This is a genomic window from Methylobacterium sp. J-026, assembly GCF_022829585.1.
Classification (GTDB): domain Bacteria; phylum Pseudomonadota; class Alphaproteobacteria; order Rhizobiales; family Beijerinckiaceae; genus Methylobacterium.
The window spans coordinates 1-24,788 of record NZ_JAKSYC010000026.1 but is presented as its reverse complement, the minus strand read 5'-3'; the positions used below and the strand labels follow the sequence as shown (position 1 = coordinate 24,788).

Below are 24,788 nucleotides of genomic sequence, written 5' to 3'. Positions count from 1 at the left end.
GTAGGCCGTGAACGTCGCCCCGCCCGTCTCGGCCAGGACCTTCGTGATCGCCGCCGTCAAAGACGTCTTGCCGTGATCCACGTGCCCGATCGTGCCGATGTTGCAGTGCGGCTTGGTGCGAGCGAACTTTTCCTTGCCCATGATTCCCATTCCTGCGGCGGGGACCAATCGGAGGCCCCGGATCCTGGTCGGCCGCCCCGAACTCGGACAGGGGCGCAAAACGCGGTCCGCTTAGAGGGTCGGCCGCCGGGGATCAAGCTCCCGCGCGCAGCGGGGCCCTGCGGCCGCTTCCGCTGTCAAGCCGCACCTCCGCGTCTTGAACGTGGAATTATCAGTCTCCGGAAATCGAGCCGGCACTTTCGGGACACAGTGTGGCAGCGGAGGCATAGCGGGATCTGTGCCGCCCAGCTTAACTGCGCTCAACAACGCACAAGCTTGGATCCCGCCACCATGATGAAGAAGCTCCTCCTCGCCAGCGCCGCGACCGCCCTGGTCACGACGGCCGCCTCGGCCGCCGACCTGCCGCGCCGCGCCGCGCCGCCGCCGGTGTTCACCCCCGTGCCGGTCTTCACCTGGACGGGCTTCTACGCCGGTCTCGAGTCGGCCTACACCTTCACCGACCGTGAGCGCATCACCACGGTCGGCGTCCTGCCGGGCAACGCCAACAACGTGGCGCTCGGCCGCCGCCCGCTGCTGACCTCGACCTCGCAGGACGGCATCGCCAACGTCGGTGGCACCGCCGGCTACAACTACCAGTTCACGCCCGGCTCGGGCATCGTGGTCGGTATCGCCAACAGCATCGACTGGACCGACATCACCAAGAACCGGGTGGTGCTCGGCACCGGCAACGTCGCGGGCGGCGCGCCGAACATCAGCCAGTTCCGTCAGAGCCTCGATTGGCTCGGCACCCTCACGGGCCGCGTCGGCTACGCCTTCGATCGCGTCCTGGTCTACGGGATGGGCGGTCTCGCCTACGGCAACGTGTTCCACGACGCCAACTTCTACACCCCGGGCGGGCGCCTGCAGTTCGCCGGCCGCTATGACGACTTCAAGACCGGCTTCGCCTATGGCGGCGGTATCGAGTTCGCGCTGCCGACCGACAGCTTCCTGAACACCTTCGCGATCGGACGCTACCTGGGCATCAAGTACGACGCCATCACCGTGAAGGCCGAGTACCTGCACTACGATCTCGGCAGCCAGAGCGTGCTGGTCGGCGCCATCGCGGGTGTCGGCAACGGCTCCTACATCTCGCGCTTCCGCACGGAGGGCAGCATCGTCCGCGCCGGCTTCAACTACAAGTTTGGCGGCTTCTAGTCCTCTCAACATCCCCCGGGACGCTTGTCCCGGGCGAGCCATGGGGCGCGTGCCGGATCCGGCACGCGCCCTTTTTCATGGCCGGTATCGCGTGACGCCTCAGCTTGCCGATCGATCCTGAGGGCGATCGGCTCCGCAGGTGCGCAGATGCGCCACCAAGCGCTCTGCCCCGGACGCCGGGGCGCCCACGTTGAGAATCCTCAGGTCGGCCTCGACAGGGACCTCGCGGGCGAGCCGCGCGGCGAGGTCGCCGTCCTCGGCCCGGCCCCGGGCGGCGAGGCGCTGCATCAGGATCTCGGGGGGCGCCGTGATCTCGACGACGCTCACGCGCGGGCCGGCGGCGCGGGCCTGTGCCACGACGCGGCGGGAGACGTTGCAGACCACCGCGTGCCCCGCCGCCACGAGACGGCCGGCCTCCGCCGGGATGGCGTAGCCGAGGCCGTGGGCGCGCCAATGCAGGGTGAAGCAGCCCTCGGCACAGCCCTCCGCGAAGGCGGTCGCGTCGATCTCATCGTTGTCCTCGTCCGGCGAGGGCGGTCGCGTCACGAGGCGGCGCGGGAAGACGTAGCGGGGATCCCCCGCGAGCGCCGCCCGCGCCAGCCGGATCAGCGTGTCCTTGCCGGCCCCGCTCGGGCCGACCACCAGGACCAGGCACCCCGCCATCAGGCGACCCGCCGGCCGGCGCGCCAGACCTCGCGGACCACCGGCACACCCTCGGCCCGCTGCACCCGGACGAGGTCGGCCCGCAGGCCCGGCGCCAGGGCGCCGCGGTCGGTCAGGCCGGTGGCGCGGGCCGGGTTCGCCGTCACCGTGGCGAGCGCCTCCGGCAGGGTGATCGCCGGCACCCGCTCGGGCAGCAGGAAGGCCGCCATGAGCAGGCTCGCCGGTACGTAATCCGACGACAGGATGTCGAGATGCCCGGCCTCGGCCAGCGTCTGGGCGGCGACGTTCCCGGAATGCGAGCCGCCGCGGATCAGGTTCGGCGCGCCCATCATCACGGTGAGGCCCCGGCGGTGGGCGGCCTGCGCCGCCTCCAGGGTGGTGGGGAATTCGGCGAGCCGCACCCCCTCGCCGACCGCGAGATCGACATCGGCCAGGGTGGTGTCGTCGTGGCTCGCCAGGGGGATGCCCATCTCCCGCGCGTAATGGACCAGGGCCGGGCGGTTGCTGGCATTGAGGGCCTGGCCGTCCCGGATCTTGCGCTCGGTGTTGGCTCGAATCTCGTCGATCGGGCGGCCGCCCCGGGTCGCGTAGGTGAAGTACTTCTCCATGTCGCGGAACTGCCGCTGGCCCGGGGTGTGGTCCATCAGCGAGATCAGGCCCACGGGATGGTGGGCGCTGAAGGCCGCCACCGAGTCGAGCACGTCGGACGAGGGCAGCTCGCAGCGCAGATGCGTGAAGTGCTCGGCCCGGAACAGGCCCTGGGCGCGCGCGGTGGCGATCGCGGCCCCCAGTTGCTCCAGCTCCGAGCCGAGGCCGCTGCCATCCGGATCGCTGCCCGCGCGCAGGGAATCGAACACCGTGGTGATGCCCGAAGCGGCGATCTGCGAATCGTAGGCCAGCACCGCCCCGAGCGGGTGCCAGCGCACCTTCGGCCGGGGGGCGTAGTGGCTCTCGAGGTGGTCGGTATGCAGCTCGATCAGCCCCGGGATCAGGTAGTCGCCCCCGAGGTCGAGGCCGCGGGCTCCCGCGCGTCCCTCGCCGATCTCCGCGATGGCTCCGTCGATGACGGCGAGCCAGCCGTGCTGAATCCGGTCCGGAAGGACCAGGGTCGCGTTCTCGATGATCAGGTCGTCCATCGTATCGGTCCTCAGGCTGCCCGTGCTGGCGGCGCGAAGCGGGTGACGTCGACCACCCGGGTCGCCACAGCATCGCGCATCTCGCTGTCGTGGAAGATGCCGAGCACGCCGGCCCCGCCCTTCAGCTTCTCGCGCACCAGCTCGGCCACCACGGCGCGGTTCTGCGCGTCGAGGGAGGCGGTCGGCTCGTCGAGCAGCAGCAGCGGCCGGTCGGCGATCAGGCCCCGGGCGATGTTGACCCGCTGCTGCTCGCCCCCCGAGAAGGTCGCGGGCGGCAGGCCCCAGAGCCGTTCGGGCAGGTTGAGCCGGGCGAGCAGATCCTTGGCCCGGGCCTGCGCCGTCGCCGCGTCGAGCCCGCCCTCGCGGCCGGCGGCCTCGACCACGTCGAGGGCCGGGACCCGGGGGATCACCCGCAGGAACTGCGACACGTAGGCGATGACCCGGGCCCGCAGGGACAGCATCACCCGCGGGTCGGCCCGGACCACATCGATCACGGCGTCGCCGTCCCGGATCCGGATCGCGCCCGCGTCGCAGCGGTAATTGCCGTAGGCCATCTTGAGCAGCGAGGACTTGCCCGCCCCCGAGGGGCCGCCGAGCACCACGCACTCGCCGGGCTCGACCGCGAGGCTGACATCGCCCACCACCGGCAGCACGACGCCGCCGCGCAGGTGCAGGGTGAAGCTCTTGGCGACGTCCTGGAAGGTCAGAAGCGCGGTCATGCGGCGAGCACCGAGGAGACGAGGAGCTGGGTGTAGGCCTGCGCGGGATCGTCGAGCACCTGGTCGGTCAGCCCAGTCTCGATGACCCGGCCGGCGCGCATGACCACGATCCGGTGCGACAGGAGCCGCGCCACCGCGAGGTCGTGGGTGACGATGATCACGGCGAGCCCGAGCTCCGCCGAGAGCCGGCGGATCAGGTCGAGGAGCCGGGCCTGGACCGAGACGTCGAGCCCCGAGGTCGGCTCGTCCATCAGCACCAGCCGGGGGCCGGTGACGAGGTTGCGGGCGATCTGGAGCCGCTGGCGCATGCCGCCGGAGAACCGCGTCGGCGGGTCGTCGATCCGGTCGGCGGCGATCTCGACCCGGCCGAGCCAGTCGAGCGCCTGGGCGCGGATCCGGCCGTAATGGCGCTCGCCCATCCCCATCAGCCGCTCGCCGACATTGCCGCCGGCCGAGACCGCCATGCGCAGGCCCTGGGCCGCGTCCTGGCGGACGAAACCCCACTCGGTGCGCATCAGCGCCCGACGCCCGGCCTCGCTCAGGCCGGCGAGGTCGCGCAGGTCGCCGTCGCGCATCCGGTAGGAGACCGTCCCGGCATCCGGGGCGAGTTCGGTGGCGATGAGGGAGAGCAGCGTCGACTTGCCCGAGCCGGATTCGCCGACGACCGCCAGCACCTCGCCGGGCACCAGGTCGAACGACACGTCGGCGCAGGCGAGGCGGGCGCCGTAGCGCTTGGTCAGGCCGCGGACCTGAAGCAGGGGCTCGCTCATCGGGTCACCTCTGCGACGTCCGGCACGAAGGGGGGATCCAGGCGGAAGCTGTAGCCGTAGCGCTCGAAGCCGAGGCCCTCGTAGAAGGCGTGCGCCGGCTTGGCGTCGACATTCGACGACAGGGCGAGCTTGTAGCAGCCCCGGGCCTGGGCGAGGCGGAACGCCTCATGCATCATCGCGCGGCCGAGGCCGCCGCCGCGATGCCCGGACGCGACCACGACGCTCTCGACCAGAGCCGAGGGCATGCCCCAATGGGCGATGTTGTCGAGGACGATGAGGCAGAAGGTGCCGACGACCGCGCCGTCGACCTCGGCCACGTAGAGCCCGTAATCGGGATAGGCGGTCTCGAGCCGATCGAGGAGCGCTTCCGCCTGCGCCAGGGTCGCCACCCGCCCGCCGTTCAGCTCGGCGTAGAGGTCGAGGATGGCTGGGAGGTCGGGCTGCCCGGCCCGGCGGACCGTGAGGCCGGTCATGCGGCGTCTCCCGTGCCGACATGCCCGTCCGCGCGGCGGCCCTCGCAATGGTCGGTGTCCGAGCAGACGAACATCCGCCGGCCGGCATCGTCGAGCAGCACCTCGTCGAGATAGACGCCCTCGGCTCCGCACAGCGCGCAAGGGTAGGTGAATTCCTGCACCCGGAACGGATGGTCCTCGAAGTCGAGGCTGCGGACCCGGGTGTAGGGCGGCACCGCATAGATGCGCCGCTCGCGGCCCGCGCCGAACAGCTGGAGGGCCGGGCAATCGTCCATCTTGGGGTTGTCGAATTTCGGCGTCGGCGACGGGTCCATCACGTAGCGGCCGGCCACCTCCACCGGGTAGGCGTAGGTGGTGGCGATGTGCCCGTGCCGGCTGATATCCTCGTAGAGCTTGACCTGCATGGCCCCGTACTCGGCGAGCGCGTGGAGCTGGCGGGTCTCGGTCTCGCGCGGCTCCAGGAAGCGCAGGGGCTCGGGGATCGGCACCTGATAGACCAGGGTCTGCCCCTCCGAGAGCGGCGTCTCGGGGATGCGGTGGCGGGTCTGGATGATCGTCGCCTCGGCGGTCCGGGTCGTCGTCGCGACCCCGGAGGTCTTGGCGAAGAAGCGGCGGATCGAGACTGCGTTGGTGGTGTCGTCGGCGCCCTGATCGATGACCTTGAGCACGTCCGCCCGACCGAGGATCGCCGCCGTGACCTGCACGCCGCCGGTGCCCCAGCCGTAGGGCATCGGCATCTCCCGGGAGGCGAACGGCACCTGGTAGCCCGGCACCGCGATCGCCTTGAGGATCGCCCGGCGGATCATCCGCTTCGTGCCCTCGTCGAGATAGGCGAAGTTGTAGCCGGAGCCCGTGTCGCCCCTCTCCTCCCCCTTGCGGGGAGGAGCCGGAGGTGGGGGTAGTGCAGGATCGAGCGCTACGGTGCCGTCTGCACCACCCCCACCCCTGACCCCTCCCCGCAAGGGGGAGGGGAATGAAGCCGGCATCGCTGTTTCGCTCATTCCGCGGCCTCCTGCATCTCGACGGGTTCGGATTTCCGCTCGAATTCGGCGCGTAGCCGGCGAACCAGTTCCAGCTCGGCCTGGAAGTCGACGTAGTGCGGCAGCTTCAGGTGCTCGACGAAGCCGGTCGCCTGGAGGCTGTCGCAATGGGCGAGCACGAATTCCTGGTCCTGGGCCGGGCTCGCCACCGGCTCGCCGAGTTCCTCCGCCCGCAGGGCCCGGTCGACCAGGGCCATCGCCATGGCCTTGCGCTCGCTCTGGCCGAAGGCGAGCCCGTAGCCGCGGGTGAACTGGGGCGGCGCCGCCCCGGAGCCCTTGAACTGGTTGACCATCTGGCATTCGGTGAGCCGGACCCGGCCGAGCGGCACCGGAAAGCCCAGCTCCTCGGGGACGAAGTCCACCGCGACTTCGCCGACCCGGATCTCGCCCACGAACGGGTGGGTGCGGCCGTAGCCGCGCTGGGTCGAATAGGCGAGGCCGAGCACGAAGCCCTCGTCGCCCCGGGCCAGGGCCTGGAGCCGCAGGGCCCGGTCGGCGGGGTAATCCACCGGCTCCCGGGTGAGGTCGCCCGGGGGCGTGCCGTCATCCGGGGGGGCGGCCTCGATCAGCCCGTCCCTGGCCAGCAGGTCGGTGACGCGCGGGCAGTGCCCGGCATCGTCGCGCGGCTCGGCCTCGGCGGCGGCCTGGACCTCGCCCTCGGCGGCCAGCGCAAAGTCGATCAGCCGGTGGGTGTAGTCGAAGGTCGGCCCGAGCACCTGCCCGCCGGGCAGGTCCTTGAAGGTCGCCGAGACCCGGCGTTCCACCGCCATGACCCCGGTATCGACCGGCACCGAGGCGCCGAAGCGCGGCAGGGTCGTCCGGTAGGCGCGGACCAGGAACACCGCCTCGACCACGTCGCCCCGGGCCTGCTTGAGGGCCAGAGCCGCGAGGTCGGGGTCGTAGAGCGAGCCCTCGGTCATCACCCGGTCGACCAGCAGGGCCATCTGTGCGCGGATCTGCGCCACGGACAGCTCCGGCACCGCGGGGTCGCCGCGGCGGGCCTCGGCCAGGAGCCGGTGGGCGTTGTCGATGGCGGCCTCGCCGCCCTTCACGGCCACGTACATGGCTAATTCTCCGTGACGGCGGTGGAGCGCGGCAGGCCGACGACCCGGCCGGGGGCGGTGAGGATCAGGTCGACGCCCAGGGGGAAGTCGGCGCGGTTCTCCGCGCACTGGGCGACGAAGCCCTCCGGCAGGGGCGCCAGCGCCACGCGGGCGGTGCCGCGGATGCCGGGGCCGGCGAGGCACAGCCCCGCCCCCTCGGTGATCGTGGCGAGGGCGAGCACCAGGGTGGTGGCGGTGTCGGGATAGGCCGGCGTGCCGCACGCGAAGGTGCCGAGCGGCGGGCAGCGGGCCGGATCGCCGATCAGCGCGAAGGCGGCCACGGCCGGATCGTCGGTGAGGGGAGCCCCGGTGTGGAAGCGTAGATACACGGCGACCTCGGGGGCCGCCGCCAGGCCGGCATCGAGCCAGACCGGCGTGTCGGCATCGGTGAGCGCCAGCGCCACGGCGGCGAGTTCCGGGGTCAGCGGCGCCGGGGGCTCGAGGCCGGCTCGGAGCGGCCGGGGCCGCCCCGGCCGGGCGAGGGCATCCATCACCGCGCGGAACGTGTCCTGCGCATCGTGGACCGGATCGGCGAAACCGGGTGCGAGCATGCTCAGTCCTCCCCGCGGGCGACGGTCAGGAATTCGACGCGGGTGGCGGCGGTGCGCCGTGCCGCCTGCCGGCGCGCCGCCTCGGTCCGGGCGGCCGCCCCGGCGAGGGCCGCCTCGACCCCGGCGCGCCGTGCCGAATCCTGCCAGAGGGCGTCGAGGATCGCGGCCAGCCGCGCCTTCGTGCGGTCGCGACCGAGATGGTAGGCGAAGCCGGTGCTGCCATCCGGGAGACGGATTGCCGCCCGGGTCACGCTGACCTCGCCGAAATGGAACGGCCGCCCGTCGCCGCCGATCCGGCCCTCGGCCATCACCAGCCCGGTTTCCGGGGGGCGCAGATCCTCCGCCGCCGGGGCGCCGAGGCGCGCGACGGCGGCTTCGAGCTCGCTCCGGCCGGCTTCGGCGCAGAGCGCCATCATCGCCCGCCGGGCTTCGATCCCGGGACCATTCTGCGGTCCCGTCGGGTTCGGGGTCATCGCGAATCCCTCCGTCGCGTCGTTGTATAGATATATAGACAACTGGCGCCCCGGGCACAAATGAAGTTTGGATGACAGGATGGACGCACAGGAGCAGGCGCCCGGCCTCGTCCGGGGCGAGGGACTGGCGGCGTGGCGGCAGATCGCCGACGCCCTCACGGCCGAGATCGCCGCGAGATCCTACGCACCTGGGCAGCAGCTTCCCACCGAGGCGGCGCTCGCGGCGCGGTTCTCGGTGAACCGACACACGGTGCGCCGGGCCCTCGCCGCCCTGGCCGAGGGCGGCCTGGTGCGGGCCAGCCAGGGCCGGGGCACCTTCGTCGAGGACGCCCCGCTGGCCTACCCGATCGGGCCGCGCACCCGCTTCTCCGAGATCGTCGCCGGGGCCGGCCGCGAAGCCTGGGGCGACCTGATCGCCTCGGCCACCCGCCCGGCCGGCTCCGAGCAGGCGGCGGCGCTGGCGCTCCCCCCCGGCGCGCCGGTGCTGGAACTGCTGACGGTCCACCGGGCGGACGACACCCCGCTGTCGACGGCGCTGACCTGGCTGCCGCTGCCGCGCTTTTCGGGCTTCGCCGAGGCCTATGCCGAGCGCGGCTCGATCACCCGGGCGCTGGCGGCCTGCGGCGTCCACGACTACACCCGGCTCTCGACGCGCATCCGCGCCCGCCCGGCCGATGCCCAGGAGGCGGGGCGCCTCGACATCGCCCCCGGGCGGGTTGTGATGGTCGTCTCGAGCGTCAACATCGATCAGGCGGGCGTGCCGATCCAGGCGAACCGCACCCTGTTCGCCGCCGACCGGGTGGAGTTGGTGATCGGCACGTGAGGCCGGTCAGCGCGCCGCCGGCCCGATCAGCGCCCGGCGCAGGCGGGTCGAGACCCCGTCGATCGCCGCCACGGTGACGAGGATCATCAGGACCAGGAAGGCGACCTGCTTCAGCTCCAGCACGCGGATCAGCTCGGTGAGATACTGGCCGATACCGCCGGCGCCGACGATGCCGATGATCGTGGCCGAGCGGGTGTTCGATTCGAAGAAGTACAGCACCTGGCTCGCCAGCACCGGCAGCACGGCGGGGATCAGGCCGAAGCGGATCCGGTGCAGGGCCGAGCCGCCCGAGGCGACGACGCCCTCGCCGGGCCGGCGGTCGCAGGTCTCGATCGCCTCGGAGAACAGCTTGCCGAACGCCCCGAAATCCGAGCACGCGATGGCGAGCGCCCCCGCGAAGGGGCCGAGCCCGACGACGTTGATCCAGATCAGCGCCCAGATCAGCACGTCCACCGAGCGCATGACGTCGAGGCCGCGGCGGACGGCGAAGCGCGCGAACGGGTTGGGGACGACGTTCCGGGCGGCCAGGAACGCCACCGGGAAGGCCAGGATCGCCGCCGTCAGCGTACCGAGGAAGGCGATGCCCAGGGTCTCGCCCAGCGCGTGCAGGAAGGTCCAGAACTGGCCCTCCGGGGACGGCGGCAGCATCAGCACCGCGAAGGCGCCGAGCCGCCCGAGCCCGTGGAGGATCCGCGCCACCGAGAAATCGAGGCGCCAATAGCCGAACGCCGCCAGTCCGAGGAGGAGGCCGATCACCCCGGCCAGGCGTGCCCGCGCCGCCCAGTCGATGCGGAACTGCGCCGGGTAGCGGGCCCGCAGCCGGGCGAGGTCGGCCCGGGCGGTCGCCCGCAGGGTCTCGGACCGCGCGCTCATCGTGCGTGCTCCGGGCCGATCAGCCGATGGCGGACCCGCTCGGTGGCGAGGTCGATGCAGAACACGGTGAGGATGATCAGCACGAGGATCGCGCTGACATCCGCGTAGTAGAAGTTGCGGATCGCCACCAGGAATTCCTGGCTGATGCCGCCGGCGCCGACGAAGCCCATCACCCCCGCCCCGCGCACGTTGATCTCGAACCGCAGCAGCGCGTAGGAGGCGAAATTCGACAGCACCTGGGGCAGCACCGCGAAGCGCACGGTCTCGATCCACGTGGCGCCCGAGGCCGACAGGCCCTCGACGGGACGCATGTCGATGTTCTCGACCACCTCGGAGAACAGCTTGCCGAGCGCCCCCGTGGTGTGGATGGCGATGGCCAGCACGCCGACCATCGGCCCGAGACCGAAGGCGATCACGAAGAGCAGCGCGAACACCACCTCGGGGACGGTGCGGCAGACCTCCAGGAAGCGCTTGGCGGCGATGCGCAGCAGGCGCGACCGCGCGAGGTTGGCGGCCGCCAGGAAGCTCAGGGCGAAGCCCGCGAGCCCGCCGAGCAGCGTGCCGAGATAGGCCATCAGCAGGGTCTCGCCCAGCAAGCCGAGCCAGTTCGGCAGGCCCCAGTACCAGGCACGGACGTCCTCGATCGGATGGTCGAGGCCGATCGGCGGCAGGATCTCTTGGATATACGCGGTGAACTTGCCGATGTTCTCGATGAAGACCAGCGGCCGCACCTCGGCGGCGAGCCCGGCGAGCAGCGCCAGCACCGCGACGATCGCGAAGCCCGCCAGCGTGCGGCGGCGCGCGGCCCGGGTCGCCGCCGCGTAGAGGCCGGAGAGGGCGGCTTCCCGCTCCGGCGGCAGGGGTGTCGGGCCGTGCGAGGTCGGCATGCCCGGATCAGGACTTCTTGCGCTGCTCGTCGTTGAACTTCAGCATGTCGATGATCGGCTGATAATCCTTCAGCGTCACCGGGGTGAGACCCTGGTCCTTGCCGTCCGACAGCCGGTCGAACGCCGCCTTGTCGGCGGTCGGCAGAGCGATGAAGGCCTGGCGGATCTTGGCCTTCAGGTCGTCGGGCAGGCTCGCCAGCACGGCGAAGGGGCCCTCCGGCAGGAAGTCGGACTTGAACACCACCCGGAAGTCCGACTGCTGCATCGGCGTGCCGTCCGGCTTCTTGAGCATGCCCTTGGCGGCCATGCGGGTGACCATCGTGTCGGTCTCGGAGTTCCAGAGATTGGCGGCGGCGTCGGCGGTGCCCTGAGTGAGCGCCAGGACGGCGTTCTCGTGGCTGCCGGCGTAGAAGGTCTTGGCGAAGAACTTCTCCACGTCGTAGCCGGCCCGCTTGAGGAAGAAGCGCGGCGCCTGGTTGCCGGAGGTGGAATTGGGGTCGACCAGAGCGAGGTTCTTGCTCTTGAGGTCCTCGACCGTCTTGTACGGGCTCGTGGCCAGCACGTAGACCACCGAATAGTAGCCCGAGGCGCCGGTCTCGTGCTTCTGGTTCACGATCGGCTCGATCTTCACCCCGGTCATCACCGCCCGGGCGAAGGAGGCGGGGCCGTACCAGGCGATCTGGATGTTGCCGGCGCGCTGGCCCTCGATCACGGCCGCGTAGTCGCTGGCGACCCGCAGCTTCACCGGCACGCCCAGGGTCTTGGTCAGGTAGGCGGTGAGCGGCGCCCAGCGATCGGCGGTGCCCGAGGCGTTCTCGGCGGGGATCACGCCCAGCGTCAGTTCGGGATACTGGACCTTCCAGTCCTGGGCGGCGGCCGGCAGGCCGAGGAGCGCGAGGGCGGCGGCCGCGGCCGCGAGGGTGCGTCGGGTGATCATTGCGTTCTCCTGTGCGGGCCCTGGGGCAGGGTTCGGCCGGCCGGCCCCCTGCGCGCCGGGGTGACGGACATCGTTGTCGGCTCAGGCGCCGATCGCGGCTTCGCGGACCGGACGCGCGGGCACGGAGCCGGGCAGGCCCGGCATGGCCGCCCGCTGCTCCGCCTCGCGCTGCGCGGAATCGTCGAGCACCTCGCCGGCCTCCAGCCCGTAGAGCCGGCGCGCCACGTCCTCGGTGAGGTCGAAGGGGCCGCCCTCGAACACCACGCGGCCCGCCGCGAGGCCGACGAGGCGGTCGCAATAGGCGCGGGCGAGGTCGAGGGAATGCAGGTTGCACAGCACCGTGATGCCGTAGCGCCGGTTCACGTCGGCGAGCGCATCCATCACGAGGCGTGTGTTGCGCGGGTCGAGGGAGGCCACCGGCTCATCGGCGAGCAGGATCTCGGGCTCCTGCACGAGGGCGCGGGCGATGGCGACGCGCTGCTGCTGCCCGCCCGACAGGCCGTCGGCCCGCTGACCGGCGAACTCGCCCATGTCGAAGCTCTCCAGGGCGGCGAGCGCCATGGCCCGGTCCGCGTCGGACCACAGGCGCATCAGGGCCCGGTGGCTCGGCACGTGACTGAGGCGCCCCATGAGCACGTTGGTCATCACGTCGAGGCGGCCGACGAGGTTGAATTGCTGAAAGATCATGGCGCAGCGGGTGCGCCAGTCCCGCAGGGCCCGGCCCCGCAGCATCGTGACATCCCGCCCGTCGTGGAGGATGCGGCCCGAACTCGGATCCGCCAGCCGGTTGATCAGGCGCAGCAGCGTCGACTTGCCGGCCCCCGAGCGGCCGATCACGCCGACGAAGCTGCCGGGCTCGATCCGCAACGAGACACCGTCGACCGCGCGCCGGTCGCCATACTGGCGCGTGAGATCTTCGATGAAGAGCATGCATCCATCCGCGGCGGAATGGCCGCAGCTAAACGCCGCTTCTACGACGGTTGGATGACGAAGACCTCGGAATATCTATAGCCGACGAATGAATAGCGATCCGCGCGCGTATCTTACCGAGATGATGTCGCCGCCACGCGGACGAAGACGGTGTCCGCGGCGGCGATGTCACGCCGAAGCTTCGTGACGGTCCAGAAACGCTTCGATGGCGAGCCCGCGGAAATCCGGCAGCGCCCGGCGCAGGCGCGCGTGATCCCAGTCCCACCAGGCGAGGCGCTCCAGGCGCGCGGCGATCGCCTCGGGGAAGCGGGGCCGCACCGGCCGCGCGGGATTGCCGACCACGATCGTGTAGGGGGCGACATCGCGGGTGACGATCGCCCCCGCCCCGACCACCGCGCCGGTGCCGATGCGGCGGCCGGGCAGGACGACGACCCCGTGGCCGATCCAGACGTCGTGACCGATCGTCACCGGGCTCGACCGGCGCCGGTCGAAGAAGGCGTCCTCGTCCGCCTCCTCCGGCCAGTAGGCGCGGGCCCGGTAGGTGAAATGCGCCTGCGATGCGCGCTCCATCGGATGGTTGCCGGGATTGATCCGCACGCTCGCGGCGATCGAGCAGAACTTGCCGATCGTCGTGTAGATCACCTCGCCGTCCTGGGCGATGTAAGAATAATCATCCAGGACCGATTCGGTGATGCGGGTGCGGGCCCCGATCTCGGTGTAGCGGCCGAGGCGGCTTGCCTGGACCCGGGCGCTGGGATCGATGGCGGGCGCGAGCCCGAGGGGCTGGTCAGCCATGGGCGTCTCCGAAGGGCAGGCGCGCCAGGAGCCGGAACGGCCCGGACCCGTCCTGGGTCAGGAGGCACACCGCGTCGATCACGGCGGGCTCCGGGCCCGAGGCGGCATAGGCCGCGGCGAGGCGCCGGTGCCAGCCGTCGCGGTCGGGCTCCGGCAGGGCGTCGGTCAGGGTCATGTGGAAGCGGAAGGCCTCGAACACGTAGGGGTAGCCCCAGCGGTCGAGCAGCGCGCGGCCGCGGGAATCCAGCCGCTCCGGCCGGCGCTTCGCGCGCTCGGCCCCGGTCAGCGGCGCCCGGAACGGGTCGAGGGCGGCGACGCATTCGGCCGCGAGCAGGCCCAGACCCGGCGGCGGGGCCTCCGGCACCAGGGCGAGGAACGGTCCGAGCGCCGCGACCACCAGCGGCCCGAGCGGCACCGGCGGGTGCGCGGCGGCGAGGCCCCGGGCGGCGGCGACGAAATCGGCCTCCGCGGTCCCCGGCGCGAGGCGCAGCGGCGCCTTGAGGGTCGCGTGGAAACCGTAGAGCCGGGCCCCCGCCGTGACCGCAGCGAGGCCGCCCGGTGTCTCCGGATGCGGGACCGTCCGCCCGGACGCGTTGTCGTAGCCGAGCACGGCGTTGCCGAACGCCTCCAGACGCGAGCCCGGAGCGGGGAGCCAGTACAGGGCGTAGCGGCGCGACACGTCCAAAGCCTCCGGGTATCTCGCGGCATTCCTCAGGCCGACGGCACGTAGCTCCGCGCGTCGGCGGGCCGGCGCGGACGGACATCCATGGCGTTGCCGCGCCACACGATGGCGCTCTGCACCCAGGCGCCCAGCCAGATCGCCGGGATCAGGAGATCGCGCACCAGGAAGACCGCCGGCATGCGGGGCGAGCGATGCCAGCCCGCGCGGACCGCGAGCCAGTGCTCGGCTCCGTAGCACAGGACCGCGATACCCGCAGCGCCGGAAAGTCCGGCGAGGCTGCCGGACCACAGCGCCAGCAGCAGCGCCGGCAGCAGGACGCCGCTGCCGATCTCCGGGATGAAGAACAGCGGGAAGGTCACCCGCCGCAGCCGGGCCCAGCGCAGCTGCCGCGCCCAGACCTCCCGGAAGCCGCGGGGTCCCAGGGGCTGCTCGAAGGGGCTCGCCACGAGGTGGACGCGCTTGCCGGCGGCCCGGACCAGCTTGGTGGCGGCCGCGTCCTCGGCGATCTCGGCGGCGAGCGCCTGGAGGCCGCCCTGCGCTTCCAGGAACGGCTTGTGCCACAGCATGCTCTTGCCCTGTGCGAAACCCAGGCCGAACGCCTCGGCGGCGTATTGCCAGCGCGCCTGCAGGGTGTTGAGGAAGGCGCACTCGACCTCGGCCATGAAGCTGCCCGGGCGCGCGCCGGCCGGGGTCGAGCAGACGAGGCCGGTCTCCTCCCGCCACGCGGCCTGGAGGCACTGGAGGTAATCCGGCGGCATGGCCACGTTGGAATCGGCCAGCACCACCCAATCGTGGGCGGCGGCGCGCCAGCCGCGCAGGCAGTTGTTCAGCTTCGGGTTCTCGCTGACGCGCTCGTCGCCGCGGATCAGGCGGGCCGGCACGTGGGGATGGGCGGCGATCAGGCGCTCCACCATCGGCACGATCGGATCGCCCGGATCGGCCACGCAGAAGATCAGCTCGTAGGCCGGATAGTCGAGGCGGAAGCTCCGGGTCAGCATCTCCTCGCTGTAGGCCTCGACCCCGTGGAGCGGGCGGACCAGGGAGACGGGCGCCCCCGCCGGAAACCGCGACGGCCCGTGGCTTCGGCCGATGCGCCGGCCCGCGATGGCGATGCTGCCGATCTGGACGAGGGCCAGGAGCGCGCCGAGGGCGAGGGCCGGCACCGTGGCGTCAATCATGCGGGATCCCCCGTTGGCGTCCTGAGCGGCCCGGTCGCTAGCGGCCGGACCGCGTCAGTCGTGTGACACGCACGGGATGCGGGCCGGATATTGCCGGCCCGCGGTCGCGGCGTGGTCCTCAGAACCGGAGGGTGAAGTTGCCCTTGACGGCCTGATCCTGGGCCCGGGTGCCGGTCTGGCCGGTATAGGCGACGCCGAGGCTCGCGTTCGGCGCCACCGCCAGGTCCAGGCCGACCTCCGCCACCAGCGCGTCCCGGTCGATCGGAACGCCCGCGCTCAGGAAGGCCGGACCGGTGCCGAAGCGCAGCAGCGCCGCCGGCACCACGTCCCCGAACGCCCTCCGGTATCCGATGAGCCCCCGCAGCGTCACCGGCAGACCCAGGCCCAGGTCCAGGCTGGTCTGCGCCCGCACCCCGACGGTGGCCGCCCCGAGGTCGTAGTCGCGCGCGAAACTCGTCAGCGCCGCCGCGCCCCCGGCCTCCGCGAAGGCGTCCCGCCGGATCCCGACATAGGCCCCGCCCACGAACGGCTCCACATAGGCCGCCGCCGGCTGGACCGCCGCCGCCGCGCCGTCCTTCGACACCAGCACCGCCGGCGCCGGCGCGCCCAGCACGATCTTCCAGCCGAGCTCGCCGAAGCCCTGCAGGGTGTGGCCGCCGCCATGCCCGGTCAGCGTGTCCGAAAGCCCATACAGCACCGCCCGCCGGGTGCGCGTATCCGTGTCGGCGTAGATCACGCCCAGCCGCAGCGAGACCGGCCCCAGCTCGGCGCCGCCGTAGACGCCGCCGAACCCGCTCTTAAGCGTCGCGCTCTCCGCCCGGCTCAGGCCGCCGCTCCGCCCGGCGCTGTCGAGATTGGCCTCCGTGTAGCCGCCGACCACGCCGAAGCGCAGCCCGCCCGGCAGGCGTACATCCGCGCCGGCGGCGAAGCCCGCGATCTGCCGGTCGAGGTCGAAGGCGTTGCCGCCCCCGCCGGCCGTGCCGAACGCCCCGAAGCCCTGGCCCCAGAGCCCGAAGACCTGCGGGTCGAGGGTGCGCACCGGCACCCCCGCCACCACCGGCGCCCGGCCCGGCAGATCGGCCGTGTAGGCGGCCGGCAGGCTTCCGTAATCGAGCCCGGTGCCGGGATTGCCCCAGCGCAGGCGGTCGAGCACCGCCTCGCGCACGAAGAACGCGGTCTCGTAGGCGGTCGAGACCGTGCTGGCGTGGATGTCGCCGGCGAGCGCCCGGAAGGCGGCGCCGGCCTCGCCCGTGGTGAAGCCGGACGCGGCGTCGTAGAGCCGGCCGGCGCCGCCCGCCTGGATCGCGTCGGCCGCGGCCGCGCCGTTGCGGCCGGTGGCGGAGCTGGAGAACGCGACGTCGTTGCGGGTGAGCGTCAGGTCGACCTCGTTGGCCAGGTAGCGCAGGCCCGGGCTGAGGAAGGCGAGGTTCGACGTGACGCCGGCGAACTGGCCCGAGACGCCGCTGCCGGCGGTGAGGATCGCGTAGGTGGTGCGCGGGCTGTAGCTGCCCGAGGCGGCCAGCACCTGGACGGTGCCCCCCGACAGGGCGGCGGCGCCGCCGGCCGCGATCCGGTCGGCCTGGCCGGCGGCGTTGGCCTTGACCTGGTAGGTCGAGCCGGGCGCGAAGGCGACCGCGCCGGTGACCGAGAGCGTGCCGATCGCGGTGCCCGGCGCCACCGTGCCCCCGGACAGGGCGCTGATCCCGCCGACCGTGCCCGATCCGCCGAGCAGGCCGCCGGAGCCCACGAAGGCGGTGCCCGCGATGGTGCCGTTGGCGTAGAGGGCGCCGCCCTGGCCGATGGCGACATCGATGGCCAGGCTGTCGGCGGTGTCCATCCGCAGGGTGCCGGTCAAATTTCCGAAGTACCCGGCGGCGGAGTACAGGTCGATGCGGCTCCAGTAGCTCAGCGCGCTGCCGTAGAAGGCGGCCAGCGCGTTGGTCTCGGTGTTGACCAGGATCTGGTTGATGGTTCCCGTGGACAGCCGGCCGTAGAGGCCGCCGCCGGGCGCCAGGGTGCGGGCGGCGGTGGTGGAGCCGCCGTAGAGGGGGGCCAGCAGGATCGACGCGTCGGGCCCGTTGGCGGGGGCCTGCTCGCGGGGGGCCTGGGCGAAGCTCAGGGTCGGCAGGCCGTAGGTGAGCCGGCTCTGGTAGGTGGCCTGGTTGGCGGCCGACGGGAGGTAGGGGTTGCCGGCGCCGTTGGCCGCGCTGCCGGCGCAGGCCGCGACGGTGTTGCCGCACTGGGCGGCGAGGTAGGCCTGGATCTGGCCCTGGGCCTGGACGAACTGGTTGGGCAGGTTGATCGCCGTGCCGGTCACCGCGGCGTTGTTGATGTAGGCCGGGTTGGTGAAGGCCTGGGCGAGATCGTAGGCGGCGAGCGCCCGGCTGCCGATGATGTCGAGGGGGTAGTGCACGCCCAGCACGATGCGGTTGTTGGCGTAGTCGGCGGCGCGCAGCAGCATATTCTGGTATTGCTGGGGCACCAGCATCGCCAGGAGGATGCCGTCCGTGAAGGCGTAGGTGGTGTGCCCGCTCGGGAAGGACGGGTTGGTGGCGATCCCGTTGAGCGCGGTCGGGTCGAAGGCGTTGTACTGGGACGGCGCCACCTGCACCGGCCGCGAGGATCCGTAGACGTCCTGGCCCGCTTGCGTGTTGGTGACGCCGTAGGCGAGGTCGTAGACGCTGTTGGTGGTGTTGGGCAGGCCGTTATAGGTCGGCAGGGTGTAGCCGGCCGGGGCCACGGCGGGCACCGCCACGTAGTTGGCCGGGGTCACGCTCGGATTGGTGGCCGCACCGTTGGCGAAGTAGTTCTTGGCGACGCCGAGATTGTTCCCGGAGAAGGTGTAGGCGCCGGCCAGCAGGCTGACGACGCTGCCGAGGGGGCCGTTCACGCCCGGCGCGACGCCGCGCTGGTAGATCGGCCCGAGCTGGGCGCCGAGGCCGCCGACGAGCTGCTGGGGCACGATGCCGTTGATCGGCGTCTGGGCCGGCAGGCCGCCCGCGAGGTTGGCGGCCACCCCGTAGGTGCCGAGCCCCGAGGCGGACAGATCGTTGCTGATCGAGCCGAGCAGGTTCTTGTCGCTGATCGCGTTCTGCTGCTGGGACAGGCCGGCCGCGTTGTTGAGCGCCACCCCCTGCGACAGGTTGAGCTGCAGCGTCCGCTGACCGGTCGCGGTGGCGTTGAGCGCCAGATAGGGGGCCAGGAGATTGAGCACATTGACGTCGGACGGTGTCGTGTTGGCGGTCTGTGCCTGCGCGCCCGGCCCGAATACCGCGACCGTCAAGGCCGCGATCGAGATCCCGTGTCGTAACGTCATGTCTGGCCCCCAAAGCCGCGGCCATTCGGCCTGCGGCGGGAGGTTTAGCGAAATCCGCGGCTCCGCCAGCGTCATAATTAAGTCATTTTCAGCAGAATCGCCGCGTGTCGCATCGAAGCAACAGATCGATAACTTAGCCAGCACAGCAAAGTCCCGGACGTCATCTTTCGGGAACCCGCCGAACATCCTCACCGCGATGCGAAAGCTCTGCGCGTGCCGCAACGCCGTCGGCCGACAGGGGCACGCGCGGCGCCGGCGAAGGCGGATCCATCGCGCGGGCCGCCCCACCCGGAGTGGTTCCAGCACTGCGCAGTCCTTCGCCGCGCGAATGGTGTGACCCGCAACCCGGATCGAAGGCTGCCGTCACCGAAGCGTCACGCGCGGATCTTAATCCCGCATTCACCAGCACATCCGGTTCCGCGCGAGGGTTCATGTCCGATTCTGCCGTGATCCCCTCGGGGATCCTAGGGAACAGGCCCGCGGGCGGGCCGCGCCTCGAACATCGGATCCATCCCGGCGGGGTGATCGCGTTCCTGCTCGTCCTGGTGGCGGGGCTCGGCTACGCGGTGGTGAGCCTGATCACCGACATGAACGCGGTCGGCGAGGCACCGCTGGCCTACGGCGCCTTCGCGCTCCTCGGCCTCGCCCTGCTGATCGCCCTCGCCTTCGAGTTCGTGAACGGGTTCCACGACACCGCCAACGCGGTCGCCACGGTGATCTACACCCACTCGCTGCCGCCGCTCGTGGCGGTGATCTGGTCGGGCTTCTTCAACTTCCTCGGCGTGATGCTCTCCTCCGGCGCGGTGGCCTACGCCATCGTCACGCTGCTGCCGGTGGAGCTGATCCTGAACGTCGGCTCTGGGGCGGGCTACGCGATGATCTTCGCGCTGCTGCTGGCGGCGATCATCTGGAACCTCGGGACCTGGGCCATGGGCCTGCCGAACTCGTCCTCCCACGCCCTGATCGGATCGGTGCTGGGCGTCGGCCTCGCCAACCAGTTGATGAGCGGCGGCGACGGCACCTCGGGCGTCGACTGGGGCCAGGCGCTCAACGTGTTCAAGGCGCTGCTGTTCTCACCGGTCTGCGGCTTCGTGCTGGCGGCGCTGCTGCTGCTCGCCCTGAAATTCGCCGTGCGCCGCAAGGACCTCTACGAGGCGCCGAAGGGCGACGCCCCCCCGCCCCTTTGGATCCGGGGCATGCTGATCCTCACCTGCACGCTGGTCTCGTTCTTCCACGGCGGCAATGACGGGCAGAAGGGCATGGGCCTGATCATGCTGATCCTGATCGGCGCCGCCCCCACCGCCTACGCCCTGAACCGCACCATGTCGGACGACACGACGCCGGCCTTCATTCAGACCTCGACGGCGGCGAGCCAAGTGTTCTCCACCCACGCCCCCGGTGCCGCGGCGCCGGATGCCGCCGCGGCGCGCCGGACGGTGACGGAGGCGCTGAAAACGAAGGCCGTGAACACGCCTCCGGTCTACGCGGCCCTGTCCGTGCTCTCCACCGACATCGCCGCCAGCGTGAAGAACTACGGTGCGATCCGGACCGTGCCGGCCGCCCAGACGCAGAACCTGCGCAGCGACATGTATCTCGCCGCCGACGCGGTGCGTGTCCTACCGAACGCGGGTGCCGATCTCTCGGAGGCCGACAAGGCGACGCTGAAGCGCTACGCGGGCCTGCTCAACGACGGCACGCGCTACATCCCGGGCTGGGTGAAGGTCTGCGTGGCCCTGGCGCTCGGCCTCGGCACCATGGTCGGGTGGCGGCGCATCGTCGTGACCGTGGGCGAGAAGATCGGCAAGACGCACCTGACCTACGCGCAGGGCGCCTCCGCCGAGATCGTGGCCGCCGGCACGATCGGGCTGGCCGAACTCTACGGATTGCCGGTCTCGACCACCCACATCCTGTCCTCGGGCGTCGCCGGGACGATGGCGGCCAACGGCTCGGGCCTGCAGATGTCGACCGTGCGCAACATGGCGCTGGCCTGGATCATGACCCTCCCGGCCGCCATCACGCTCGCCGCCGGGCTGTTCTTCATCCTGCGTCACCTGTTCTGACACGGCGCACGCGGCGTCCCGGACTCCGAAGCCGGGACGCCGCGCCACGTTCCGAGTCGCATCGTCCCGGACGCCGATCCCCGGCCTCCGGGACGATTCCGTTTCGCAGCCGGTCGGACCGGCCGGCCCGCCCCGCACGCCCCCCCGGGCGCGGCGCGGGCGGCCTGCACCCCGCCGGCTGCGGCGCCCCGCGGCGCCTCAGGAACTCGCCATCGCCCGGACGAAGGCCAGGCAGGTCCGGCGCGCGGCCGCGTTCTCGATCCCCGCGAAGACGGTGACGAGATCGGCCGCCTGCCTGACTGCTTCGTCCTGCCGGTCCTTGTCCGGGAAGAAGGACGCGAGCGGCACATCCAGCGCCTTCGCGAGGCAGGCAAGTGTATGTTCGGTCCGGGCCGAATCGGCGGATGACGCGGGCCGCTGGTTCGGCCCGTGCGAGCAGCGGAGCGCCATCGCTCAGGCCGCCCGGTGGCCGAGCTGGATCGCCTTGGCGATCTGCGATCGCTTGGCGGCGTAGCCCGGGGCGACCATCGGGTAATCGGCCGGCAGCCCGTATTGGAGGCGGTAGCGCTCCGGGGTGAGCCCGTGGGCGGTGAGGTGGCGCTTCAGGGTCTTGTAGGACCGGCCGTCGATGAAGCTGATCAGGCCATCATGCTGGACCGAGGCCTCGACCTGCCCCGCATTCGGCCCGGCCCAGCTCGATCCGACCTTCGCCTGGCCGTCGCGCAGATCCGAGATCGCCATGTGCACCTGATCGATCAGATCCGGCAGATCCGCGATGCCAACGGCGTTCCGGGACACGTAGGCCGCCACGATGGCACCGACCTTCTGCAGCATGAAGGTGGGGTGGTGTTCTTTGAGGTTGTCCATTTCGAGCATCGCCATCTGTTGAACCTCTGCGAGATCGTTGAGCATTTCCCGTAGTGCCTTGCGGCAGATCGGGAATCGCCCGGATCCGAGAGGCGCTCGGGAGACCGAACTATTGTTTACCTCAAGTACGTTTCCGGTCACTTCTTGAGGATGCAGATGATATACAATATGCGTGGATTCGTGCTTGTCCGATGGCGCGAGGATTCTTGACCAGCTGCGCAAACGGGTGGGCGTAGGGGTAAATTTACCAATGCAGCCGCTGTTTTCGACCGACGGTACGCACCCCAAAGACAGCTTCCCGCTCTGGCGCGACCTCCTGCGCCAGCGGCAGTTGCCGATCGAGGTCGAGCGCCTCGATGATTCTCCGTTCGAAGGCCGGCTCGATGTCGCCGCGGTCGGCCCGCTGCTTCTGACCCGCATCGCGCAGGGCGCTGTCCGCAACGAGGCCACGCCCGAACTCCTGCGGCGCCTCAGGAAGGGCGACACGCTCGTCGTGCTGTTCAAGCTCGCCGGATCCCTGCTCGTGCAGCAGGACGAGCGCACGGCGGGCCAGCGGCCGGGCGATGTCTGCGTGCTCGACCACCGGCCGGCCGTGCTCGAATCCGGTCCGGGCAGCCAGTCCATGTTCCTGGAACTGCCGCGGCAGCGCCTGGAGAGCCGGCTCGGGCCCGCCCGGCTCTACACGGCCCTGCCCATCGGCGCGGAACTCGGCTCCGCGACGCTCGTCAGGACGTTCTTTCACGATCTGATCCAGGTGCGGCGACAGCTCACCCCGGACGCCGCGGCCCGGATGGCGGATGTCGGTGTCGATCTGATCGTGGCCAGCATCGCCGAGCGGCTGGCGCAGGAGGTGCCCCAGCCCCTGCACGGCACCGTCGTGGTCCAGCGGGCCAAGGCCTATGTCGAGGCCCATCTCGGCGATCCCGACCTGGACCCGCCCCAGCTCGCCGCCGCCATGGGCGTGTCGCTCCGGCGCCTGCAGGAGCTGTTCCACGAGCACGGCCAGCCGATCTCAGACTGGATCTGGCACCGGCGCCTGGAGGCGGCCGCCCGGCGGCTGGCCGATCCGAGCTGCGGCCATCTGCCGATCGGGACGCTCGCCTATGGCTGCGGCTTCGCCAGCCAGGCGCACTTCGCCCGCCGCTTCAAGCACCATCATGGACTGACGCCCAGCGAATACCGGCAGGGCGCCGTCTCGGTGCGGATCTGAACCGCCGTCCCGGCCGGGTCCGGGCCGGCGCCGGTCAGACCGCGCGGTCGTTGCGTCGCAGGCTCGCCGGCATGGCGAAGAGCGCGAGCGCCGCGGCCACGAGGCAGAGCGCGCCGATGCCGTAGAGGGCGGGCGTGGTCGATCCGGTCAGGTCCTTGACCCAGCCGACCATCACCGGGCTGACGATGCCGCCGAACTGGCCGAGGGTGTTGATCAGCGCGATCCCGCCCGCCGCGCCGACGCCGGTGACGAGCTTGGCCGGCAGCGTCCAGAAGGTCGGGATCGAGGCCACGATGCCGGCCCCCAGCAGGGCGAGCGCGAACATCAGCGGCACGATGTGCTTGTCGAACAGGCCGGCGCCGAAGAAGCCGAGCGCCGCCGCGATGGCGAGCCCCGCGACGAATTTCGGCCGCTCCCCCGAGGCATCGGAGAGGCGCCCGACCACCACCATGCTGATCGCCCCGCAGATGTAGGGGATCGCCGTCAGGAAGCCCACGGAGGCGGCCTGCGCGCCGCTCGCGGTCTTGATCAGGTCCGGTCCCCAGAAATTCAGGCCGTAGGAGCCGATCTGCAGCAGGAAGTAGATCAGCGCGATCATCAGGAAGCCCGGCTGGCGGATCGCCCCGAGGAGCGAGTGGTCGCCGATCTCGCGGTTGTGGTGGGCGATGCGGCTCGACAGGAGCGCCTTCTCGGGCTCGGACAGCCAGCCCGCATCGGCGATCCGGTCCTCGAGCCGCGTCAGCACCAGGAGGCCGAGGACGAGGCAGGGCAGGCCGCCGGCCAGGAACAGCCATTGCCAGCCGGCCAGGCCCCCGACGCCGTTGAGGCCGCCGAGGATCAGCCCCGCCACCGGCGCCCCGAAGATGCCCGAGAAGGCCGAGGCCACGAACATGAAGGAGGTGATCCGGCCGCGATGCGAGGCCGGGAACCACAGGGTCAGGTAGTAGAGGATGCCCGGTGCGAAGCCCGCCTCCATGGCGCCGATCAGGAAGCGCAGGGCGTAGAAGTGCCACTCGCTGCGGATGAGGATCATCAGGGCCGTGGCAATGCCCCAGGAGATCATGATCCGGGCGATCCAGCGCCGTGCCCCGACCCGGTAGAGCATCAGGTTCGAGGGCACCTCGAAGATCACGTAGCCGATCACGAACATGCTCGCGCCGAGGCCGTAGGCGACGTTGCTGAAGCCGAGGTCGCTCTGGAGCTGGAACTTGGCGAAGCTGATGTTGATGCGGTCGAAGAACGCGAACATGTAGCAGATCATGATCAGCGGCATGAGCCGCCACGCGACCTTGCGGATGACGGCGTTCTCGGCCACCGCGCCGGCCTCGACGGCCTCCGGCGACCCGGACAGGGCTGCGGTCATGGTTTCCTCCGGGGTTGTTTTTTTGGACTTGGGTGAGCGGTGTCGCCTTCGGATGGGCGGCTTCCGGTGGTTCGGTTAGGCTTGCGTGAATCGGACCGCCAGCCAGGGCGCGGGCCCCTCCCCCCTCTGCGGGGGAGGGTGGCCCCTGCGTCAGCAGGGGTCGGGCCGGGACGAAGTCCCGAAAGAGGGGAGCGACGCTTCAGGACTGGACGCGACCCGCATGACGGGCACAGCACGATCCTGCACCGTCGCGCCGCCCCTCTCCCGACCCCCTTCGGGGGCCCCCCTCCCCCGCGGAGGGGGGAGGGAGGGCGTCGCGTCCGTCAGAGACATCAGCGCTTCACCGTCGTGGGTTCACGCCGCCCTGGCGGGCGGCGGATGCAGGTCGCTGGCGCGTCCGGCCTTGGCGACCTGGCCGGGCACGTCGTGGCCGACGAGGCGGGGCAGGTCCCGCGACAGGCCGATCAGCGCGGCGAGGTCCAGGCCGGTCGGCACGCCCATCTCGTGGGCCATGTTGACCAGATCCTCGGTGCAAATGTTGCCGGTGGCGCCGGGGGCGAACGGGCAGCCGCCGAGGCCGCCGAGCGCCGCGTCGAACCGCCGGGCGCCGGCCTCGTAGGCGGCC

The 24,788-nt window shown here is 71.5% G+C and carries 25 protein-coding genes and 1 pseudogene; 4 read left to right on the top strand and 22 right to left on the bottom strand.

Annotated elements, in window-relative coordinates; translation table 11 throughout:
* A partial coding sequence (locus tag MKK69_RS00995; RefSeq protein ID WP_243920259.1) for a GTP-binding protein occupies positions 1–141 on the bottom strand: 141 nt, incomplete at its 3' end.
* A gap of 309 nt (positions 142–450) precedes the next feature.
* Here MKK69_RS00995 and MKK69_RS00990 point away from each other — a divergent pair.
* Complete coding sequence (locus MKK69_RS00990; protein WP_243964800.1) at positions 451–1,314, top strand: outer membrane protein; 864 nt, start codon at positions 451–453, stop codon at positions 1,312–1,314.
* A gap of 99 nt (positions 1,315–1,413) precedes the next feature.
* On the opposite strand, the gene phnN is transcribed toward MKK69_RS00990, so the two are convergent.
* The 9 genes from phnN to phnG form a co-directional block, all read right to left on the bottom strand.
* Positions 1,414–1,977, bottom strand: coding sequence for a phosphonate metabolism protein/1,5-bisphosphokinase (PRPP-forming) PhnN (phnN, locus tag MKK69_RS00985; RefSeq protein ID WP_243964799.1), 564 nt, complete (start codon positions 1,975–1,977; stop codon positions 1,414–1,416).
* On the bottom strand, positions 1,977–3,113 hold the full coding sequence (locus tag MKK69_RS00980) for an alpha-D-ribose 1-methylphosphonate 5-triphosphate diphosphatase (protein WP_243964798.1): 1,137 nt from the start codon (positions 3,111–3,113) through the stop codon (positions 1,977–1,979). The genes phnN and MKK69_RS00980 overlap by 1 nt, the downstream gene beginning before the upstream one ends.
* Positions 3,114–3,124: 11 nt before the next feature.
* Positions 3,125–3,832 carry a phosphonate C-P lyase system protein PhnL gene (phnL, locus tag MKK69_RS00975; RefSeq protein ID WP_243964797.1) on the bottom strand — a complete coding sequence of 236 codons (708 nt, stop codon included), beginning with the start codon at positions 3,830–3,832 and terminating at the stop codon, positions 3,125–3,127.
* Positions 3,829–4,602, bottom strand: coding sequence for a phosphonate C-P lyase system protein PhnK (gene phnK / locus MKK69_RS00970; protein WP_243964796.1), 774 nt, complete (start codon positions 4,600–4,602; stop codon positions 3,829–3,831). The genes phnL and phnK overlap by 4 nt, the downstream gene beginning before the upstream one ends.
* Positions 4,599–5,075, bottom strand: a complete 477-nt coding sequence (locus MKK69_RS00965) for a GNAT family N-acetyltransferase (RefSeq protein WP_243964795.1) — start codon at positions 5,073–5,075, stop codon at positions 4,599–4,601. Before MKK69_RS00965 ends, phnK begins: the two co-directional genes overlap by 4 nt.
* The gene (locus tag MKK69_RS00960; protein WP_243964802.1) at positions 5,072–5,881 is read right to left on the bottom strand and encodes an alpha-D-ribose 1-methylphosphonate 5-phosphate C-P-lyase PhnJ; all 810 of its coding nucleotides are present in this window, start codon (positions 5,879–5,881) and stop codon (positions 5,072–5,074) included. Before MKK69_RS00960 ends, MKK69_RS00965 begins: the two co-directional genes overlap by 4 nt.
* Before the next feature lie 191 nt (positions 5,882–6,072).
* The gene (locus tag MKK69_RS00955; protein WP_243964794.1) at positions 6,073–7,179 is read right to left on the bottom strand and encodes a carbon-phosphorus lyase complex subunit PhnI; all 1,107 of its coding nucleotides are present in this window, start codon (positions 7,177–7,179) and stop codon (positions 6,073–6,075) included.
* A 2-nt stretch (positions 7,180–7,181) separates the two neighbouring features.
* Positions 7,182–7,769 carry a phosphonate C-P lyase system protein PhnH gene (phnH, locus tag MKK69_RS00950; protein ID WP_243964793.1) on the bottom strand — a complete coding sequence of 196 codons (588 nt, stop codon included), beginning with the start codon at positions 7,767–7,769 and terminating at the stop codon, positions 7,182–7,184.
* A 2-nt stretch (positions 7,770–7,771) separates the two neighbouring features.
* Complete coding sequence (gene phnG, locus MKK69_RS00945) at positions 7,772–8,242, bottom strand: phosphonate C-P lyase system protein PhnG (RefSeq protein WP_243964791.1); 471 nt, start codon at positions 8,240–8,242, stop codon at positions 7,772–7,774.
* Between the two features lie 79 nt (positions 8,243–8,321).
* Here phnG and phnF point away from each other — a divergent pair, with 79 nt between their 5' ends.
* Positions 8,322–9,065: a phosphonate metabolism transcriptional regulator PhnF gene (gene phnF, locus MKK69_RS00940; RefSeq protein WP_243964790.1), complete on the top strand. Its 744-nt coding sequence runs from the start codon at positions 8,322–8,324 to the stop codon at positions 9,063–9,065.
* Between the two features lie 6 nt (positions 9,066–9,071).
* Here the strand turns inward: phnF and phnE (MKK69_RS00935) are convergent, their stop codons facing one another.
* The 8 genes from phnE (MKK69_RS00935) to MKK69_RS00900 form a co-directional block, all read right to left on the bottom strand.
* Entirely contained in the window at positions 9,072–9,938 is an 867-nt protein-coding gene (phnE, locus tag MKK69_RS00935; protein ID WP_243964789.1) for a phosphonate ABC transporter, permease protein PhnE, read from the bottom strand.
* Positions 9,935–10,825: a phosphonate ABC transporter, permease protein PhnE gene (gene phnE / locus MKK69_RS00930; protein ID WP_243964788.1), complete on the bottom strand. Its 891-nt coding sequence runs from the start codon at positions 10,823–10,825 to the stop codon at positions 9,935–9,937. Before phnE (MKK69_RS00930) ends, phnE (MKK69_RS00935) begins: the two co-directional genes overlap by 4 nt.
* 7 nt (positions 10,826–10,832) lie before the next feature.
* Positions 10,833–11,762, bottom strand: a complete 930-nt coding sequence (gene phnD, locus MKK69_RS00925; protein WP_243964787.1) for a phosphonate ABC transporter substrate-binding protein — start codon at positions 11,760–11,762, stop codon at positions 10,833–10,835.
* A gap of 81 nt (positions 11,763–11,843) precedes the next feature.
* Positions 11,844–12,692, bottom strand: a complete 849-nt coding sequence (phnC, locus tag MKK69_RS00920; protein WP_243964786.1) for a phosphonate ABC transporter ATP-binding protein — start codon at positions 12,690–12,692, stop codon at positions 11,844–11,846.
* A gap of 168 nt (positions 12,693–12,860) precedes the next feature.
* Complete coding sequence (locus MKK69_RS00915) at positions 12,861–13,487, bottom strand: chloramphenicol acetyltransferase (RefSeq protein WP_243964785.1); 627 nt, start codon at positions 13,485–13,487, stop codon at positions 12,861–12,863.
* A complete protein-coding gene (locus tag MKK69_RS00910; RefSeq protein WP_243964784.1) occupies positions 13,480–14,166 on the bottom strand; it encodes a DUF1045 domain-containing protein in 687 nt (228 codons plus the stop codon). Before MKK69_RS00910 ends, MKK69_RS00915 begins: the two co-directional genes overlap by 8 nt.
* Before the next feature lie 32 nt (positions 14,167–14,198).
* Positions 14,199–15,347: a glycosyltransferase gene (locus MKK69_RS00905; RefSeq protein WP_243964783.1), complete on the bottom strand. Its 1,149-nt coding sequence runs from the start codon at positions 15,345–15,347 to the stop codon at positions 14,199–14,201.
* Between the two features lie 118 nt (positions 15,348–15,465).
* Positions 15,466–18,663, bottom strand: coding sequence for an autotransporter domain-containing protein (locus MKK69_RS00900; RefSeq protein ID WP_243964782.1), 3,198 nt, complete (start codon positions 18,661–18,663; stop codon positions 15,466–15,468).
* 431 nt (positions 18,664–19,094) lie between these two features.
* Here MKK69_RS00900 and MKK69_RS00895 point away from each other — a divergent pair, with 431 nt between their 5' ends.
* Positions 19,095–20,723: an inorganic phosphate transporter gene (locus MKK69_RS00895; protein ID WP_243964781.1), complete on the top strand. Its 1,629-nt coding sequence runs from the start codon at positions 19,095–19,097 to the stop codon at positions 20,721–20,723.
* Between the two features lie 198 nt (positions 20,724–20,921).
* On the opposite strand, the gene MKK69_RS00890 is transcribed toward MKK69_RS00895, so the two are convergent.
* Together MKK69_RS00890 and MKK69_RS00885 are read right to left on the bottom strand one after the other, a co-directional pair.
* Positions 20,922–21,173 carry a hypothetical protein gene (locus MKK69_RS00890; RefSeq protein WP_243964779.1) on the bottom strand — a complete coding sequence of 84 codons (252 nt, stop codon included), beginning with the start codon at positions 21,171–21,173 and terminating at the stop codon, positions 20,922–20,924.
* 3 nt (positions 21,174–21,176) lie between these two features.
* Positions 21,177–21,590, bottom strand: a complete 414-nt coding sequence (locus MKK69_RS00885) for a MucR family transcriptional regulator (protein WP_409564762.1) — start codon at positions 21,588–21,590, stop codon at positions 21,177–21,179.
* Between the two features lie 250 nt (positions 21,591–21,840).
* On the opposite strand from MKK69_RS00885, the gene MKK69_RS00880 reads away from it, so the two are divergent.
* The gene (locus MKK69_RS00880; protein ID WP_243964777.1) at positions 21,841–22,800 is read left to right on the top strand and encodes a helix-turn-helix domain-containing protein; all 960 of its coding nucleotides are present in this window, start codon (positions 21,841–21,843) and stop codon (positions 22,798–22,800) included.
* Positions 22,801–22,834: 34 nt separating this feature from the next.
* On the opposite strand, the gene MKK69_RS00875 is transcribed toward MKK69_RS00880, so the two are convergent.
* Both MKK69_RS00875 and MKK69_RS00870 read right to left on the bottom strand, forming a co-directional pair.
* A complete protein-coding gene (locus tag MKK69_RS00875) occupies positions 22,835–24,163 on the bottom strand; it encodes an MFS transporter (RefSeq protein WP_243964775.1) in 1,329 nt (442 codons plus the stop codon).
* Positions 24,164–24,517: 354 nt separating this feature from the next.
* Positions 24,518–24,788, bottom strand: a pseudogene (locus MKK69_RS00870) (hydroxymethylglutaryl-CoA lyase); the annotation flags it as partial.